This is a genomic window from Geobacillus thermodenitrificans subsp. thermodenitrificans DSM 465 (genome assembly GCF_000496575.1).
GTDB lineage: Bacteria > Bacillota > Bacilli > Bacillales > Anoxybacillaceae > Geobacillus > Geobacillus thermodenitrificans.
The window spans coordinates 244,487-261,066 of record NZ_AYKT01000006.1; the positions used below are offsets into that span (position 1 = coordinate 244,487).

Consider the following 16,580-nt stretch of genomic DNA (forward strand, 5'->3'; position numbering starts at 1 on the left):
CTACATGAGTAAAATAACGAGCAGCAGCCCGGCCAACACACCTAAACTTTTCGCCATTTTGGCATAGCGAGCTTGATTGTCGATCGCTTCCTCTTCCTCCCGCTCTAAATGGGCGAGCGCCAACGCGATTTGCTTTTGCTGCGTCAGCCGGTCATACTGGCCGAGCGTGGCACCAAATTGCTTCATCACTTCCAATTCCCCTTGTTTCAGCGCTGTTTTCCCCCATGAGGCTTGTAAACTTTTCTCCCATGCCTCCACCACGCTCGTCTCTTCGTTGCGCAACGTCTCGGCAAACCGAAAAAACAACTCGCATACTGGGGTAGCCGTTTGCCGAGCGATATGGGCAGACGCTTCAGCGAGCGGCGTATGCCCGTACATCACTTCAGCCTCAAGCGCCCTGAGCGCTGCTTTCAGTTGGCGGAGCTGGCGCGGTCTCTCATACAAAGCATGGGCGGCCGCGAATCCTAGCCATGTCGATGCGGCAATGATGAGCAATGCACCAAACCATTTCATCGGCTTACCACCGTCCGTTGTTCATACAACACCGTCCCACTGGCATCGAGAATGCGCCGGATCGCGCCAGGATGGGGGATGTTCGTCAGTTCAATAAACCGTTCAAATACCTTTTGCTCCATCACCGAACCTAGCGTCGGCCGCTGTTGAACGTCTTTGATGCTGCGACCATGCACGGTCGTCCATACAGAGACGCCGGCGTTCGCTGCCTCGAGCACCGCTTCACTATCTTCCTCACGCCCAATTTCATCGACGATAATGACATCCGGGCTCATCGAGCGGATCATCATCATCATTCCTTCCGCTTTCGGACAGGCATCCAACACATCGAGACGCGGGCCGAAAGAAAATTGCGGAATCCCTTTCACACAGCCGGCGATTTCCGAGCGCTCATCAACGATCGCCACCTTTTGCGCTGGGATGCGCTCTGTTCCGCTGCTGATAAGGCGCGCTACGTCGCGCAGCAACGTCGTTTTTCCAGTTTGCGGTGAACCGATGATCATCGTGTGGCACCAACGTCCATCATACACATACGGAATCAGTGGATCGGCGATGCCGACTTGTTCTTTGGCGATGCGGATATTAAAAGAGGCAACGTCACGAATGGCCTTCACCTTGCCGCCTTCTGTGATGACCTTGCCGGCGAGCCCGACGCGATGCCCCCCTTCGATCGTCATAAACCCGCGCTTTAGCTCTTCTTCGACAGCATAAATTGAATAACGGCTCAATTTGTTCAGTAACTGCACGCCATCCTCTTTCGTTACCTCATATGGCAATAAGCGGGCCGTTCCGTTGGCAATCACCTCAAGCGGCCGGGAGACGCGGATACGGATTTCTTCAATTCCGTCACGCCATGAAGGGAGCTGCTGCACCGCCATAGCGATCGTTTTCGGCAAAATTCCCCATACCGCTTCCATGGCCCTCCTCCTTTTCTCGTGGACTAGTTCATATGTATGGGCGGAATATGCCGTTTATTCCTTACTTGTAAATAGCAAACAAAATGAGTGCCACCCCAAGCGCGACAAGTCCAAGACGGGAAAACGAAAGCTCGTCCGCCAGTGAAAGCAGCCCGATCGTCATCGTCACGATCATCACAGTCGGGCCGACGACGGCGAGTCCAGCGTTGATGGCGAGCGCTTTTTTGACATCGTTGAACGCCAACATCAATAACGCTGCGCAGAGTTCAATGAACGCCGATAACATCCGCATACTGGCCATCGCCAACACGGACGGATCGAACGATCGCAGCCAATGTTTCATAGGCCCCTCCTGTTTCGAAAAATGGGATTGATTAGTACAAACGTATGCGGGAACAAGCCATTTCAGAAGAAGTTTTTGGCGGTGAAAACAGAGATGAACATCAAAGCGGCATGAAAACCAGCCAATCTGCTTTCATGCATAAAAAAACAGCACCAGTCCGGAATTTTCCGGACTGGTGCTGTCCCTTTTTGGCTGCTTATGCCCGCGAAACGTACGTACCGTCAGCCGTGTTAATGATGAGCGTGTCGCCTTCATTGACGAAAAACGGCACTTGAACGACAAGACCGGTTTCGAGCTTGGCCGGCTTCGAACCGCCGGAAGCCGTGTCACCTTTGATGCCCGGCTCTGTTTCAACGACTTTCAACTCGACGGTGTTCGGCAGCTCAACACCGATCGTTTCGCCTTGATACATCATGATAAATACTTCCATGTTTTCTTTTAAGAACTTCAGCTCATACTCAATTTGTTTCGCTGGCAGCTCGATTTGTTCGTATGTTTCCATATCCATAAAGACATGCAAGTCGCCGTTAGCGTATAAATATTGCATTTTGCGCGTATCAATTTGTGCCCGGTTTACTTTTTCGCCAGCGCGGAACGTCCGCTCTTGAATGGCGCCGGTACGCAAGTTGCGCAGCTTCGAACGGACGAACGCCGCCCCTTTGCCCGGCTTAACATGCTGGAACTCAAGGACGCGCCAAATCTCGCCGTCGACCTCAATCGTAAGCCCTGTGCGAAAATCGTTCACTGAAATCATTGACTGAAATTCCTCCTCACGCAATCCGTTATAAAATGATTAGTTCTTTCGGCGAATGAGTGAGCGCTTCGTTCCCGTCGCCAGTAATGACTGTGTCGTCTTCAATGCGCACCCCGCCAAGTCCCGGGATATAAATGCCCGGCTCGACGGTGACGACCATGCCCGGCTCGAGCACCACATCAGAACGGAACGAAAGCGTCGGCCCTTCGTGAATCTCAAGACCAATGCCATGGCCCGTCGAATGGCCGAAATAGTCGCCGTACCCTTTTTCGCGGATATAATCGCGCGTTAACGCATCAGCCTCTTTGCCGGTCATGCCTGCCTTAAGACCGTCCATACCGCGCCGCTGCGCCTCAAGGACGATATCATAAATCGTTTTCAGTTCGTCGTTGATTTCGCCGACGGCAACCGTCCTTGTGATATCGGAACAATATCCTTTGTAGTAAGCCCCGAAATCAAGCGTGACAAGCTCGCCGCGCTCAATCGTTTTCTCTGACGCCACCCCGTGCGGCAACGCCGAACGGTAACCGGACGCGACGATCGTCTCAAAGGAAGAAGAAGACGCTCCTTGCTTGCGCATAAAAAACTCGAGCTCATTCGCTACTTCGATTTCTTTGACGCCCGGACGGATGAACGACAAAATATGGGCAAATGCTGCATCGGCGATTTCCGCTGCTTCCTTTAATATCTTAATCTCTGCTTCCGACTTAATCAAGCGCAACTTTTCCACTACATGAGCCGTGGGCACAAGCTCGGCGCTGATCGCTTCCTCATACGCTTTATATGCCGCATACGTTACATGTTCCTGCTCGAAGCCAAGCTTTCCGATACCAAGCCGCTTTACTTGCTTCGCAATTTCCTCAATGATCGGCCCGCTATGTTGAACAATCTCAAAGCCTTCGACTTGTTTGGATGCTTGTTCGACATAGCGGAAATCTGTAATAAAAACCGCCCCTTCACGGCTGACAATCGCGACGCCGGCCGTGCCGGTGAACCCAGTGATGTAACGTCGATTGTAGCCGTTTGTCACTAAAAGCCCATCAATATGCTGCTCCTCAAGAAGCGCCCGAAGTTTTTCCAGCTTTTCCATCCTTCATTCTCCTCTTCCCGTGAATTTGCCCTCTCCCCCACGCGTCAGTAGACCATGAAATGGGGGCTTTTCAGCTACGATCATGCCAAAGGAGGCGCCATTCATCGGCTTGACACGACCGTTCGTCACCAGCTATAACGCGATGCCAAATCGCACGAAAACCTTCTTTATTTTACCATAAGAGGAGAAGTTTCCGCTATACATCGGTTTTACAGAAGGGGCATCATTTTTGTTAAGTTAAATGAAGGAGCTCTTCGTCAACTTCCTTCCTTCGCTGCCTCTTTCCCGGCGCTTTGAGATCCCCGATTCATTTCCTGTGTCTCAAAGGAAATCGAATATCCGACGAACACCCCGTATAAAATGTATAAACAAAGTGTCGTAATGACTGTATTCATGTTCAAATCAGCGACCGGTTGGACGTTTGGAAATAACGGATTGAATAAATAAAAGATCACAACCCACAACGCAGCACCGTATAAAATGCCTGGCCACATACCACGAATTTTTCGCAGCAACGCATAGTAAAGAAGCGCCGCGGCAATGGAAATGACACCGATCAACACGATTGCCACATAGTTGCCCACTTTTCCGTGTTTCCATTCACCGGCGACCCAAGGAGTCAAAATCATGTTTGGGCTGATTTCGCTAAAGTTGAAAAAGTGGGCTAAATAGCCGATTAGACTCCAAAACACCCCGCCGACAAATCCGATAATGATCGTTTTTTGCAGGAGTGTCATGGGCCGCTCTGTTTTCTCCTGCTCGAGCTTTCCTTGTTGTTCCGCCATCATGCTGCACCTCCTTGTCCGTTAGTATGACCTACAGCTTGTCGCACCATGAATCAAGCGAAAAAAATGATTGGCGTTGTGTAAATAATGGATTTTTTGGCAATCATAACAATAACATCAACCTAGAGGTTTCCGAACGTTTCCTGTAGAATAAAATAATAAACATAAAAATAGGTTGGTGTTTGCTTGATGAAACAAATGGATAAACCGTTATACGGCGGCCAAGCGGTCATCGAAGGAGTGATGTTTGCCGGCAAAACGCACTCTGTCACCGCTGTTCGCCGCAATGATGGAACGATTGAATACTTTTCCTTGCCGCGCCGCGCCAATCCGACGCTGGCCGCCTTTAAGAAAATTCCGTTCGTTCGCGGCATCATCGCCATTATCGAAGCGAGTGCGAACGGAGCCAAACATTTACAGTTTGCGAGTGAGCGGTATGAGGTGGCTCCAGGGGAGGAACAGGAGGCGGTTGAGGAAAGCAGCTCCAAACTGACGCTCATTCTCGGCGCTGCGGCCATCGGTGTACTGTCGTTTCTATTCGCCAAAACGATTTTTACACTCATCCCGGCGCTCGCCGCTGCTTCTTTCAAACCGCTTGTCCCCGGGAAGACAGGACAGATTTTGCTTGAAGGGGTTTTTAAACTTGCTCTGCTGCTTGGCTATATTTACTTTATTTCGTTAACGCCGCTTGTGAAGCGCGTCTTCCAATACCACGGTGCGGAACATAAAGTCATCAACGCCTATGAAGCGGGCTGGCCGCTAACCGTTGAGCATGTTCAGCGCGCCTCGCGCCTTCACTATCGGTGCGGCAGCAGCTTTATTTTATTTACGGTCATCGTCGGCTTATTCCTTTATTTGTTCGTGCCGACCGATCCGCTTTGGCTGCGGATTGTTAACCGACTTGCCTTAATTCCTGTTGTACTTGGCGTTTCGTTTGAAGTATTGCAGTTTACAAATAAATTGAGAGATGTTCCGCTGCTGCGTTGGCTCGGCTACCCTGGGCTATGGCTGCAGCGGCTGACGACAAAAGAACCAGACGATGCTCAAGTGGAAGTGGCCATCGCCTCGTTTCAGCAGCTTCTTCAGTTGGAAGCGGAAGCTGAAGCGAAAAAAGCGGCACAGTAATTGACTAAAGGGGGTGGATTCATTGCGGCGCAGGGCCATTCACCCACTCGTCGGTCTCATGATCTTGCTTGGAACGCTTGGTATTGTCTATACCCTTTTTGCCCATCCGACGGTGCTGTTCCGCCAGCTGTTGTTTGTTGCAATGTTTGTAGCCGCAATTTATCTCTTTTATCGTTTCGTGTATCAACGTCGATTCGATAAAGAACGGTTGTCGTATTTAAAAGCGGTGCGGCAGTCGAAAAAGCTCCATCCCCGTTCCGGGCGCAAGCAGCCAAAGCCGGCGAAACTGAAACGGCCGCTGAAAAAGCGGACAGCAACCCCGCATTTAACCGTGATCGATGGAAAAAAAGGCAAAAAAAGAATCGAGCTTCGTTTTAGCTTGATTCTTTTTTTGTCTACCGCTGTCCGCGAGAGAAGGGTGATGCTCCTTGGCGCGTGATTATCCGATTTTCTTCATCGAGGGTGTCGCAATCACACCGTTCCTTACCTAGTATGCCCATTGCTGCAAAAATTGCCGCGTCCGCTCGCGCCCGTAATCGATAAGATTTCGCCGCACCTCCGGATCGACAGAAAACTCGGTCGAAATGACGTTTTTTACCGGTAAAAAGACGATATTTTTTTCATGGCGGCGGGAAATGTAGCGGGCGTCATGCGCCTCTTTCATCGCTTCAAACAGCGCCTCATACAAATGTAAAGCATTGGAGATTTTTTGTCTTGGTCGCTCGCCTGGCTTAGCGCTCAGCTGGATGCCAAGCACCGGTCGCTTTTTCGTCCGCTTTTCCTCATCAAAGAGAAAAAGCGGAAAGTTGCTCAACACCCCCCCATCGACGATGAGAGCCGTACCGTTTTTCCCTTGGAGGCGAACCGGCTCGAAAAAATAAGGAATGCTAACGCTCATCCGCACCGCTTTGGCGACGGAAAACGAGCTCGGGTCAATGCCATATTCGTTTAAATCGTCCGGCAGCACGACGATGCGACCGTTTGTGACATCAGAGGCGACGATATACAAACTGCCGGCCGGCACATCTTGAAACGTCCGCACCCCACGGGCGGCAAGCACCGACTCAAGCCACTGTTCAAGCACTTTTCCTTCATAAAGACCGAGATGCCAATAGAGACGCACCCACTTCCAGATGGAAAAGGGAAGCCATGACGCCGATTCATCCAAAAACTGCTTAAGTTCCAACTCCCCAAGCAAGTCCGCGATCTCGCGAGCACTGTAGCCTGCCGCTAGCAGCGCGGCCAACATCGCCCCCGCACTCGTCCCGGCAAGCCGTTTCCAGCGCAGCCCTTTTTCCTCAATGGCCTCATACGCTCCAATCAAGGCAAATCCTTTCACTCCACCCCCAGAAAAAACGATATCGATGTCCACTGCTGCCTCCCCCTTCTCACCGTTTTATACAATATGTAAGAAAAAGGAGAGGCGTTTAGTACGGAAAACAAAAAAGAGCAAGCAACGGCTTACTCTCCTTGTTCATTGCGCTTTTGGATATTGCGAAGCGCTTCTATGCGGCGTTCGTCCTCTTGAAAATATTGCACTAAATCGCCAATTCGGTCGATGGCGTTCCAGCTCAAATGATGTTCAATCCCTTCCACGTCGTGGTAAATGTTTTCCTCGTTGACACCAATCAAACGAAGAAACTGCTCAAGCAGCTCATGACGATAAACGAGCCGCTGGCCAATTTTCTTCCCTTTCGGCGTCAAAACGAGACCACGGTATTTTTCATACACTAAATATTCATCCTTATCGAGCTTTTGCACCATTTTCGTCACCGAGGAGGGATGGACGGACAACGCCTCCGCGATATCAGAGACGCGGGCATAGCCCTTCTCTTCAATCAAAATATAAATTTGTTCAATATAATCTTCCATGCTCGGTGTCGGCAACGTTTGTCCCCTCCTGCCATGTTCACCTGCCATAGCATAACGAAGCCATTCCATCCATGACGATTCGTATCCCCTGGACTTCCTGACAGGCAAAAAAATAGCAATCAATACCATTATATCATACAGAGGGGATTACGTAAAATATTGCACATAAGCGCCCGGAAAAAACTGTTCAATATAGCGGCGCATTGTGTCTTCGAGCTCCTTCGCTTCCTCGTCACGATACACATACTTGCCGATCCCATATCTCCCCCATTTGTACTTCCGCTTCGTCTCATCAAGGTCAAGTCTCGTTTTCGGATATCGTTGCTCAATCACTCGTTTCGCCGGCTTGGTAAACCGGTGTTGAATAAGCTCAAACGTCAAATCCGACAAGTCCATCCCTTCCAATTGCCGAGCGAGCTCCTGAAACAATTCGAAATACCCTCGTTCCCAACCTTCATGCCGGTAAATCGGCGCGACGACAAAGCCAAGTTTATAGCCGGCGCCGGCCACTTTGCGCGCCGCTGCAAGCCGCCCGTCAAAGGAGGACGTTCCCGGCTCGAAATGGTTGATGACATAGCGGGAGTTGATGCTGAAGCGAAACCGCGTCTTACCGTTATGCCGGGCATCCAATAAATGGTCAACATGCTCATATTTCGTCACAAACCGGAGCCGGCCGTAGTCGGTCGCACCAATAAACTCGATCGCTTTTTTCAGCGAATGGGTCAAATGATCAATCCCGACAATGTCGGACGTGCACGCCGCCTCGAAACGGGTGATCTCGGGCGCGCGCTCGTTAATATATTTTTGTGCCTGCGCGAAAATGTCGTCCAAATTGACATACACGCGAATGTACGGCTTGCTTCCTAATGTCGTTTGCAAATAACAATAATGACAATGGCCCATGCATCCGGTCGCCAATGGAATCGCATACTCCGCGGACGGCTTCGAGGAATCGAATTTCAGCGTCCGCCGTACACCAACAACGAGCGTCGATTTCGCGTTTCGATACCGCGCCAGCTCCGTCTCTCCAGGAATGCCGCGCACTTGGTTGTGTGACGTCGTCTCCCGAATCTCAATTCCCATTTGCGTAAATTTCTCATACAGTTCTTTCCCGAGCGGATACGACAACGCCTCCGGCTCGAAATACACAAGTTTGGGCACAAACGGTTTCATTCATTTCCCTCCATGTTCTCCGTATTTGATGTTAGTATGATTCAAGGATGGAGGGAAATCGCGTGCTTCTTTTGCTTGGCATCATTTTTCATGGAAGGCTCATTACCCCCAATTTGATATGTTCATCTCCCAGCGAAACCAACGACCATGCCCATCGGTTTCAGCCACGATTTTCCGATATTCTCGGCCGTCAATCATGCCATCCAGATGCAATTTCCGATCCCACATGTTGTTATACACATGGAACAAATCCCGCTGACAGCCGATTTCGTGAATCTGTTCCATCAACATATGTTTTGCCTCCTCGGACATTTGGTTTGCGACATGCGTATGGAAAATGCAAACAACAGTATCCGACGGAACTTGTGCCACGATCTCAGCAAGAAGTTTGACCCCGTCCCCCTCGATCAGGCGCACCGGCATTTGTTCAAGTCGACGGGCCGCTTGTGCAAACAGTTGGCGCCGATCATGATGTTCAGGCCAAATGAGCGCCTCCATCCATCGTCGATCATCCTCTTTTTTCAAGTCAATCACATGCAAATCGATACCGATCCGTTCGGCAACCGGCGGGCTTTCCAGTAATAAAAAAGGCGACCTGTCTCCATGAATGTTTGAGGTAATAAGAACATCAGAATATACATTTCCATAGGAACCTTGCTGTCCATAATTGTACCGGTACTGATCCCACACCAGTTGCAAACCGGCGCTTGTGCCAATTTCAATGAGTGACAAAGGCTTTTTCACTTGTTCGTAAATCCAGCAAAAAACAGGATATAAATACGAACAGCGCCGGACTTCATTTGTTTGCACGAGCCGATAAGCCAATATGTCTTTCAGATCTTCCCAGTAACAAAGGCAAAAATCACGGAAATAAGGAAAAGCAGTTGCCGGCGGCCGTGGCTTCTTAACGATACTTCCGTAAAACTCTCGCAACTCATGTTCATACCCTTTCAACAGCAAATCATGTACTGCCCCAAACAACAAGTTGGGAACTGGCTGGCCGCTGCGAGCGTGCGAAGCAAGACAGAGAAGCTTCTCATCTGCAGCGATGTGAAAAGAGAGATGTTCATACAACGGACTAGATCCTCGGCATTCATGGACGGCAAAACGCCGAAACCGTTCGGCAATCCATGCGAAATTCAAGTTGATCCCCTCGTTTCTTCAACCTTTCACAAACTTCTTTGCGTCTCGATCGGAATCCAACGAACCAATTCGATCCTTTCGCTCACTATTTCGTTGCCACCGACTCGTTTTCCTCTCAAGCATTTATCCGACTTTGCGATACACCATGATAAGCGCGCAACCGCAAAAAAACTAAACGGACGAGAGAGAGTTACGCTGTCTCGCGAGCTGATTGATCGCTTCGTGCAGTGTTGAAGGAAAAACGGCAACCGATTCATAAACGAGTTGACCGCCTCGGGGAACGGCAAATCCATCGTGAGGACAAGCTGGATCATTTCATCATCGAGGTGCGGAGCCACTTCAAAAAAATCGAAGACGAACTGGCCGACCATCGCCGTATGTTTGAACGATTGTCGAATGATTGATGCAACACGAACATCGTCATCGAATACGTGAACGGCAAAGTTAGTCAACATGACACCAAATTTTATCCGCTCAAAAGCAGTTCGAACGTCAAACTACAAAGGAAAAGCGCATACGCTCTAGCCCCTGGCTTATCGGAAGTTGTCTTCTAACTTTCATAGAACTTTCGATGCTATCCTCCCTAGATTCGATACTAGTATGGTTTAGGGAGGAAGGAAAATCGCTCTCTTCTTTCATTTGACATCATTTTTCGACCGCGTCTAGATCACCTGCACCTTAAAAATTATTCTAACTAAACAAAAAATTTTTTGTTTCTACCTTGTTAAGGCACGAAATGTAAGATACAATAACATTACATTTTGTTAAAAGAATTGGAGGGATTGTATGAAGTTATCGTTAAAAATCATTATCGCACTCGTACTTGGATCCATCGTCGGACTGGCCTTCAACCTTCTTTTCCCCCAATCATTTGATATAGTCAACACATATGTGTTTACGCCTCTCGGTAAACTCTTTTTAAATTTAATTAATATGATCGTCGTACCTATCGTCTTTTTTTCCATCGTATTAGGGACAGCCGGACTAGGAGATCCAAAAAAACTCGGACGAATCGGAATCAAAACCATTTCGTATTTCCTCATCACTACAGCCATCGCCATTGTTATCGGCATTTCATTAGCGTTAGTAACCAAACCTGGGAGCGTCGGCGACTTTAACATCAGCCAGGCTCAATTTGAACCAAAAGAGGCACCACCTGTGTCAGAAACTTTATTAAACATTATTCCAAAAAACCCTGTTCAAGCGTTTGCAGAAGGAAACATGCTGCAAATTATCGCTTTTTCCATCTTTGTCGGGTTTGCGCTTTCGATGTTGCGAGAAAAAACAGCTGGCTTGTTCAAACTCATGGAGCAAGGCAATGAAGTGATGATGTATTTAGTCACTGTCATTATGCGGTTTGCCCCGTATGGTGCATTCGGCTTAATCGCCTCCGCCGTCGGCAGCCAAGGAATGGACGCCATCCGCTCGATGGGAATGTACATGTTTGTCGTTCTTTTCAGTTTGATCCTTCATATGCTGTTCACATACGGCTCATCGCTCTACCTGTTTGCCAAGCGCAATCCGTTCTCCTTTTTCAAACAGTTCGCTCCGGCGATGGGAGTGGCGTTCAGCACATCGAGCAGTAACGCGACACTGCCGATTTCAATGAACGTGGCCCAAACAAAACTCGGTGTGCCTAAACACATTAGCAGTTTCGTGCAGCCATTAGGAGCAACCATCAATATGGATGGCACGGCCATTATGCAAGGGGTCGCCACTATATTTATCGCTCAAGCTTACGGTATTGACCTTACTATCTCGCAATTAGCAACGGTTGTATTAACGGCTGTATTGGCCAGCATTGGAACGGCGGGTGTGCCCGGTGTCGGATTAGTGATGCTGGCGATGGTGCTGAATTCCGTCAACCTCCCTGTCGAAGGGATCGCATTGATCATCGGCATCGACCGGCTTTTAGACATGGCCCGCACTGCTGTCAATACTACCGGTGATGCCGCTTGTGCCGTAATCGTTGCTGAAACAGAGAAGAAGTACGCAGAAGTTGGTACAAAAGCGTCCTAATTAGGACGCTTTTTTTCTTCCTTCGTTCACACTGTGAATCCATAGGGAAAAGACGCGAAGCCATTTTAAAAAACAAGAACGAGCGAACCGGCGAGCATTGCATATTAACACAATGCAAACATTGAATACGTGAGTAGCAAAATCGGCCAGCATGACCACCGAAATCTACCAATTGAAAAAGCAGCTCGAACTTCAAAACGTAAGGGAAAAGCATATGCCCTATGACTAGCACATACACGCTAACTACTTGACTTATCCGCGCTTGCGGACGCGGAAATTGTCTTCTAACAGCACCCAGTTTTCCGGATACGGATACCCGAGCACCCAGTAGCTGATTCCACGCAACCTGTATTCTTTCACCAGCTCAAACTTCGCCAACGCGCTGCGAGCATCCTCAAACCATACTTCGTGACGGCGTCCTTGCTCATCCGTGTAGCGATAAAACGGCGAGGCGGCCACAGGGTCGTACTGAATGGATGCTCCGTAGCGAATGGCGCGCTCCACAGCTTCTTGCGGGCTGAACGTTTCTGCCTCTTGTCCTTGCACGTGCGGCAACACCCAATCACGGGCATAAATTTGAAACCCCATCATGATTTTCTCTCGCGGGATCGCCGTCACGGCATAATCAAGTACGCGCCGAATTTGATTCACCGGAGAAATCGCTTGCGGCGGTCCAAACCGATAGCCCCACTCATACGTCATGAGCACGACGAAATCGGCGATGCGCCCGTGAGCTGGATAATCGTGCGCTTCATACAGCAATCCTTTTTGTTCCGCGCTGACTTTGGGCGCGAGCGATGTCGATAGCAAATATCCTTCCGCGTGAAGCCGAGCTGCCGCCCGCCGCAAAAACGCATTGTACCGCTCACGGTCGGACGGGTAGACATTTTCAAAATCAACATTCAACGCCCGGTACCCTTTCGCTCGCATCACTTGAATGATATTGTCAAGCAACCGCGTTTGCAGTGCAACGTCAGCTAAAATCGTTTGCGCTAGCCGCGAGCCTGGGTCTTCGTACGTAAAATTCGTGATCGTCATCATCGGCACGATGCGCGCAGCAGAGGCGGCCTGAATGATCGCCACATCATTGATGGGATTCAGCCCACCATCAGCGCGCATCGTATAGGCAAACGGGGCGGCATATGTCAAATGGCGGCCAACTTCACGCACTTGTTCCGCCCCTTTCTCCCCCTGGTCGATCGTAAATGCATTCACGTCAATGATCGGTTTGGCTGGTGGAATGACAAGCCGCTGTCCGGGAACGATCATATTCGGATCGGCAATCGGATTAAACTCAATGATTTGCTGGACGCTGACCTGGTAGGCGGCGGCAATTTGCCCTAACGTTTCCCCCGCACGCACCGTATGAATGCGAGCTGGGATCAACAATGCTGTGCCTGGATAAATGAGCGCCGGGTTGGCGATTCGGTTCGCCTGTACGATCGCTTCGACCGTCACTCCATACGAATGGGCGATCTGCCATAACGTTTCCCCTGCACGAACGGTATGATAGCGATACGGCACCGGAATGACAACCGCTTGCCCGGTAGCAAGCCGATTCGGATCGTTCAGCTCATTGGCAGCAATGAGCCGCTCGAACGGGACACCGTAGCGGCGGGCCAGCTGCCAAAGCGCTTCCCCGCGCTGGACGACATGAATAATCATCGCCACTCCCCCTTCGTTTCTCCTCTCCTTTTATCACTATATTTTTCCTCCTCTTTTTTATGTAAAAAAAACGCTGGTTTCACAATGGAAACCAGCGTTTGTTGCAAGTATATCAGTTCTGAAAATGGCTAATTTGTTTAAATTTCTTTTGAATATATACGTAAATGTTTATTTCTATTTCAAGTCGAGAGTTTTCATTTTATCTAATTCATTTTTTCTTTTCTTATATAGATATTTTCGGCCACTTTGCCATTCAGCAATAAGAAAAAGCAAACCGAGCAATAAATAAAGGACATACGCAATAGCATTTTCCATTCGCTCGGATATTAACATCCATGTTAACACCACAATATAAGCAACTGGCAGAATTGCCCCCCAATATGCACGATTCCTCGTCGAAAGGAAGAATTGAACTGCTAAAACACCAGCAACAATAAACACTCCGTAAGCTCCAAGGTCCATTATCTCTCCCCCTTTTCCTGTTTATATTTTTCAATAATTAATTTAGCTACTTCTACGCTTATTTGATCATCAATGGATAGACGCTTGATAAACTTAATAAACTCCTCATTTTCTAATGAATCATTCACTTTTATTTTTTCGATTAAACGATCAAGCCTAAGTCTTACGGTTGGATACGATACTTCATACATCTTCGCCATTTCTTTTAAAGAACCTGAGCTCAAAACAAAATTTTTAATAAATTCCAAATCCTCGTTTTCCAAGGATAAAACCCAATTTGGGATATGATTTATATCCATATTCTCCCTCCTCTCTTTTATATTATCAATTTAACTTTAACATACTTATTAAATAAATTAAAGTGTTTTTTTATTTTTTTAAATATATTATTAATGTGTTTTTTAAATAAAAAAGATTCAAACTGTATTACATTCAAAAGGACTCTTTTTAAAACAAAACTTCTCATTTTTGTTCAATAATAAAAAAACAACCTCTTATGTTTCACAATACATAAGAGGTTGTTTTATCGGACTTTATGATCAATGATCCAACACTTTAAATTTACATACTCAACCGATTACAGCCCGCATTTTAGCTGAGCGCCGCAGCTCGTGCATGTATTGCAGCCACCGATTTCTTCGATCGTCCCTTCGCGGCAAATCGGGCAAATGTTGCCAATTTCCGAGCCGATCGTCACATCAGTGGAGCGCACATCTTGAATCGTATCGACAAGAACGACAGTGCGTTTCTTCGCTTGTTCTTCTGTCTCTTCCGGAATGAGCTCCAGCTGCTCTTCGACCGTATTTTCTTCCGCTTTCAGCGTCAACACTTGCGCATCACGGCTGCCGTCAACATAGACGGTACCGCCTTTCGCGCCGCAGCGCCATAGCCGCTCATACACTTTTTGTACTTGCTCGACCGTGTAACCTTTTGGCGCATTGACCGTTTTCGACAAGCTCGAGTCGACCCAGCGCTGAATGATGCATTGCACATCAGCATGCGCTTCCGGTGACAAGTCCATCGCCGTCACAAACCAATGCGGTAAATGGTTCGGGTCGGCTTCCGGATGCTTGTCTAAATATTCTTGGACGATATCGGCCTTCACTTCGATAAATTTGCCGAGGCGGCCGCTCCGGTAGTATGCGAACGAGAAGTACGGCTCAAGCCCGGTCGAGACGCCGACCATCGTTCCGGTCGATCCCGTTGGCGCCACCGTCAGCAAGTGCGAGTTGCGAATGCCGTATTGTAAAATATCTTGGCGAATGTCTTCTGGCATCCGTTTCATGTAGCCGGTGTTGATGAACGCTTCGCGCAGTTGACGCGTTTCTTCTTCCGTCTCGCCGACAAGGAACGGGAAGCTGCCTTTTTCTTTCGCCAGTTCGATCGACGCTCGGTAAGCGGTTGTGGCGATCGTTTGGAACAATTCATCCACGAGTTGATTTCCTTCTTCAGAACCGTACTCTTTTTCACAGTAAATGAGCAAGTCAGCCAATCCCATAACGCCAAGGCCGATGCGGCGCTCACCAAGCGCTTGTTTTTTATTTTCCTCAAGGAAATACGGCGTTGCGTCAATAACGTTGTCTTGCATTCGCACGCCAATCTCGACGGTGCGTTTCAGTTTTTCATAGTCGACGACTTTCCGCTCTTTATCGACCATGTTCGCCAAGTTGATGGCGGCAAGGTTGCAGACAGAATATGGTGCTAAAGGTTGTTCCCCACATGGGTTAGTTGCAACAACTTTTTGTCCGTACGCACGGGCGTTCGTCATATCATTCGCATTGTCGATGAAGAAAATGCCTGGCTCGGCGGAGTACGTCGCGCAAATGTTGATCAGCTTCCATAGCTCACGGGCGCGGATTTTCCGGTAGACGCGGACACGGTATCCCATTTTTTCCCATTCGCGCACATCGCCAACTTCATGCCATTTTTCGTTATAAATGCGCATTTCTTCTTCGGAATAGGTTTCTACATCCGGGAAGCGCAGTGCATATTCATCGTCGTTTTCGACCGCCTCCATGAACTCTTTTGTTAAGCAGACCGAAATATTCGCACCGGTTAAAAAGTCGGGGTTATGGACGGTATATGTACCGCCGGTGCGCAGTTTTTCTTCAGCGTCTTTAATGATTTCTTCGGTAAATCCACCGTAGTCAGGCTCGTTTTTGTACCGGACAATCGCTTCGTACATCACTCGTTCCCGATCGGTAAGCGGCGTAAATTTCAGTTTATCGCGCGCCGCTTTTTGAATGGCTTCATCTTCGGTATTTTCGAGCAGGTAGCGCAAGATGCGTGGGTTTTGCATTTTCGAGACGATAAATTCGATAATGTCCGGGTGCCAGTCGGCAAGCATGATCATTTGGGCGCCGCGCACATTGTTACTCGCTCGCTTCTACGAGCGGGCTAGGTCATTTCTGCCTAGCTCTCCGCCTTTCGGTCGGAGATCAGACTATATCATCAGGGAAGAGAATATCTCGTATTTACGGTTTAACCTAAGGATAAGCCTGATTCGGGGTTCTGATATTAGAAAAACAGTTCTCGTTATAACGATATTTTTTACTGCTAACTTACCAGCCTCTCCAGGTGCTCTAGTTTGGAATACTCCTTGCTCTTTATTCCATCTCATTAAGGTTCCCCTGGAAATCCCCAACATCATGGCGATTTTAACGTGACGATATCCCTCTTCATGTAGATATTTCGCTTTTTTCATTATCTCTTCCCTGTC

At 48.6% G+C, this 16,580-nt stretch carries 16 protein-coding genes and 2 pseudogenes; 4 read left to right on the forward strand and 14 right to left on the reverse strand.

What is annotated here, in order from left to right; genetic code table 11:
- From spoIIIAB to DSM465_RS0107890, 6 genes are all read right to left on the reverse strand, one after another.
- Positions 1 to 513: a stage III sporulation protein SpoIIIAB gene (gene spoIIIAB / locus DSM465_RS0107865; protein ID WP_008879817.1), complete on the reverse strand. Its 513-nt coding sequence runs from the start codon at positions 511 to 513 to the stop codon at positions 1 to 3.
- Positions 510 to 1,430 (reverse strand): stage III sporulation protein AA, encoded by a 921-nt coding sequence (gene spoIIIAA / locus DSM465_RS0107870; protein WP_008879818.1) that lies wholly within the window; start codon positions 1,428 to 1,430, stop codon positions 510 to 512. Before spoIIIAA ends, spoIIIAB begins: the two co-directional genes overlap by 4 nt.
- A gap of 61 nt (positions 1,431 to 1,491) precedes the next feature.
- Entirely contained in the window at positions 1,492 to 1,773 is a 282-nt protein-coding gene (locus DSM465_RS0107875; RefSeq protein WP_008879819.1) for a YqhV family protein, read from the reverse strand.
- A 196-nt stretch (positions 1,774 to 1,969) separates the two neighbouring features.
- Positions 1,970 to 2,527: an elongation factor P gene (gene efp / locus DSM465_RS0107880; protein ID WP_008879820.1), complete on the reverse strand. Its 558-nt coding sequence runs from the start codon at positions 2,525 to 2,527 to the stop codon at positions 1,970 to 1,972.
- A 28-nt stretch (positions 2,528 to 2,555) separates the two neighbouring features.
- Positions 2,556 to 3,617, reverse strand: coding sequence for a M24 family metallopeptidase (locus tag DSM465_RS0107885; protein ID WP_008879821.1), 1,062 nt, complete (start codon positions 3,615 to 3,617; stop codon positions 2,556 to 2,558).
- A gap of 257 nt (positions 3,618 to 3,874) precedes the next feature.
- The gene (locus DSM465_RS0107890) at positions 3,875 to 4,405 is read right to left on the reverse strand and encodes a YqhR family membrane protein (protein WP_008879822.1); all 531 of its coding nucleotides are present in this window, start codon (positions 4,403 to 4,405) and stop codon (positions 3,875 to 3,877) included.
- 195 nt (positions 4,406 to 4,600) lie between these two features.
- On the opposite strand from DSM465_RS0107890, the gene DSM465_RS0107895 reads away from it, so the two are divergent.
- Together DSM465_RS0107895 and DSM465_RS0107900 are read left to right on the forward strand one after the other, a co-directional pair.
- Entirely contained in the window at positions 4,601 to 5,527 is a 927-nt protein-coding gene (locus DSM465_RS0107895; RefSeq protein ID WP_171355469.1) for a DUF1385 domain-containing protein, read from the forward strand.
- 22 nt (positions 5,528 to 5,549) lie between these two features.
- Positions 5,550 to 5,903 (forward strand): annotated as a pseudogene (locus DSM465_RS0107900) (SA1362 family protein); the annotation flags it as partial.
- 111 nt (positions 5,904 to 6,014) lie between these two features.
- On the opposite strand, the gene DSM465_RS0107905 reads toward DSM465_RS0107900, so the two are convergent.
- The 4 genes from DSM465_RS0107905 to DSM465_RS0107920 all read right to left on the reverse strand — a co-directional run bounded on the left by DSM465_RS0107905 (position 6,015) and on the right by DSM465_RS0107920 (position 9,715).
- A complete protein-coding gene (locus DSM465_RS0107905; RefSeq protein ID WP_008879825.1) occupies positions 6,015 to 6,899 on the reverse strand; it encodes a patatin-like phospholipase family protein in 885 nt (294 codons plus the stop codon).
- An 89-nt stretch (positions 6,900 to 6,988) separates the two neighbouring features.
- On the reverse strand, positions 6,989 to 7,414 hold the full coding sequence (mntR, locus tag DSM465_RS0107910; RefSeq protein WP_008879826.1) for a transcriptional regulator MntR: 426 nt from the start codon (positions 7,412 to 7,414) through the stop codon (positions 6,989 to 6,991).
- A 132-nt stretch (positions 7,415 to 7,546) separates the two neighbouring features.
- Positions 7,547 to 8,572 (reverse strand): spore photoproduct lyase, encoded by a 1,026-nt coding sequence (gene splB, locus DSM465_RS0107915; RefSeq protein ID WP_029761062.1) that lies wholly within the window; start codon positions 8,570 to 8,572, stop codon positions 7,547 to 7,549.
- A gap of 102 nt (positions 8,573 to 8,674) precedes the next feature.
- On the reverse strand, positions 8,675 to 9,715 hold the full coding sequence (locus DSM465_RS0107920; protein ID WP_011887789.1) for a DUF2332 domain-containing protein: 1,041 nt from the start codon (positions 9,713 to 9,715) through the stop codon (positions 8,675 to 8,677).
- 230 nt (positions 9,716 to 9,945) lie between these two features.
- Here DSM465_RS0107920 and DSM465_RS19840 point away from each other — a divergent pair, with 230 nt between their 5' ends.
- Together DSM465_RS19840 and DSM465_RS0107930 are read left to right on the forward strand one after the other, a co-directional pair.
- The gene (locus DSM465_RS19840) at positions 9,946 to 10,119 is read left to right on the forward strand and encodes a hypothetical protein (RefSeq protein ID WP_223812889.1); all 174 of its coding nucleotides are present in this window, start codon (positions 9,946 to 9,948) and stop codon (positions 10,117 to 10,119) included.
- 382 nt (positions 10,120 to 10,501) lie between these two features.
- Entirely contained in the window at positions 10,502 to 11,734 is a 1,233-nt protein-coding gene (locus tag DSM465_RS0107930) for a dicarboxylate/amino acid:cation symporter (protein ID WP_008879829.1), read from the forward strand.
- A 252-nt stretch (positions 11,735 to 11,986) separates the two neighbouring features.
- Here DSM465_RS0107930 and DSM465_RS0107935 read toward each other — a convergent pair whose 3' ends face one another.
- The 4 genes and pseudogenes from DSM465_RS0107935 to DSM465_RS0107955 all read right to left on the reverse strand — a co-directional run.
- Entirely contained in the window at positions 11,987 to 13,399 is a 1,413-nt protein-coding gene (locus DSM465_RS0107935) for a LysM peptidoglycan-binding domain-containing protein (RefSeq protein ID WP_011887791.1), read from the reverse strand.
- Positions 13,400 to 13,573: 174 nt separating this feature from the next.
- Entirely contained in the window at positions 13,574 to 13,861 is a 288-nt protein-coding gene (locus DSM465_RS0107940) for a hypothetical protein (RefSeq protein ID WP_008879831.1), read from the reverse strand.
- Positions 13,861 to 14,160 carry a DUF2089 family protein gene (locus DSM465_RS0107945; protein WP_008879832.1) on the reverse strand — a complete coding sequence of 100 codons (300 nt, stop codon included), beginning with the start codon at positions 14,158 to 14,160 and terminating at the stop codon, positions 13,861 to 13,863. Before DSM465_RS0107945 ends, DSM465_RS0107940 begins: the two co-directional genes overlap by 1 nt.
- A gap of 278 nt (positions 14,161 to 14,438) precedes the next feature.
- A pseudogene (locus DSM465_RS0107955) lies at positions 14,439 to 16,226 on the reverse strand (vitamin B12-dependent ribonucleotide reductase); the annotation flags it as partial.
- Positions 16,227 to 16,580 lie beyond the last annotated feature (354 nt).

Bases quoted from the DNA above. Each gene is read 5' to 3' on its own strand.
- spoIIIAB (WP_008879817.1), bottom strand. From the start codon at position 513: ATGAAATGGTTTGGTGCATTGCTCATCATTGCCGCATCGACATGGCTA.
- spoIIIAA (WP_008879818.1), bottom strand. From the start codon at position 1,430: ATGGAAGCGGTATGGGGAATTTTGCCGAAAACGATCGCTATGGCGGTG.
- DSM465_RS0107875 (WP_008879819.1), bottom strand. From the start codon at position 1,773: ATGAAACATTGGCTGCGATCGTTCGATCCGTCCGTGTTGGCGATGGCC.
- efp (WP_008879820.1), bottom strand. From the start codon at position 2,527: ATGATTTCAGTGAACGATTTTCGCACAGGGCTTACGATTGAGGTCGAC.
- DSM465_RS0107885 (WP_008879821.1), bottom strand. From the start codon at position 3,617: ATGGAAAAGCTGGAAAAACTTCGGGCGCTTCTTGAGGAGCAGCATATT.
- DSM465_RS0107890 (WP_008879822.1), bottom strand. From the start codon at position 4,405: ATGATGGCGGAACAACAAGGAAAGCTCGAGCAGGAGAAAACAGAGCGG.
- DSM465_RS0107895 (WP_171355469.1), top strand. From the start codon at position 4,601: ATGGATAAACCGTTATACGGCGGCCAAGCGGTCATCGAAGGAGTGATG.
- splB (WP_029761062.1), bottom strand. From the start codon at position 8,572: ATGAAACCGTTTGTGCCCAAACTTGTGTATTTCGAGCCGGAGGCGTTG.
- DSM465_RS0107930 (WP_008879829.1), top strand. From the start codon at position 10,502: ATGAAGTTATCGTTAAAAATCATTATCGCACTCGTACTTGGATCCATC.
- DSM465_RS0107935 (WP_011887791.1), bottom strand. From the start codon at position 13,399: ATGATTATTCATGTCGTCCAGCGCGGGGAAGCGCTTTGGCAGCTGGCC.
- DSM465_RS0107940 (WP_008879831.1), bottom strand. From the start codon at position 13,861: ATGGACCTTGGAGCTTACGGAGTGTTTATTGTTGCTGGTGTTTTAGCA.
- DSM465_RS0107945 (WP_008879832.1), bottom strand. From the start codon at position 14,160: ATGGATATAAATCATATCCCAAATTGGGTTTTATCCTTGGAAAACGAG.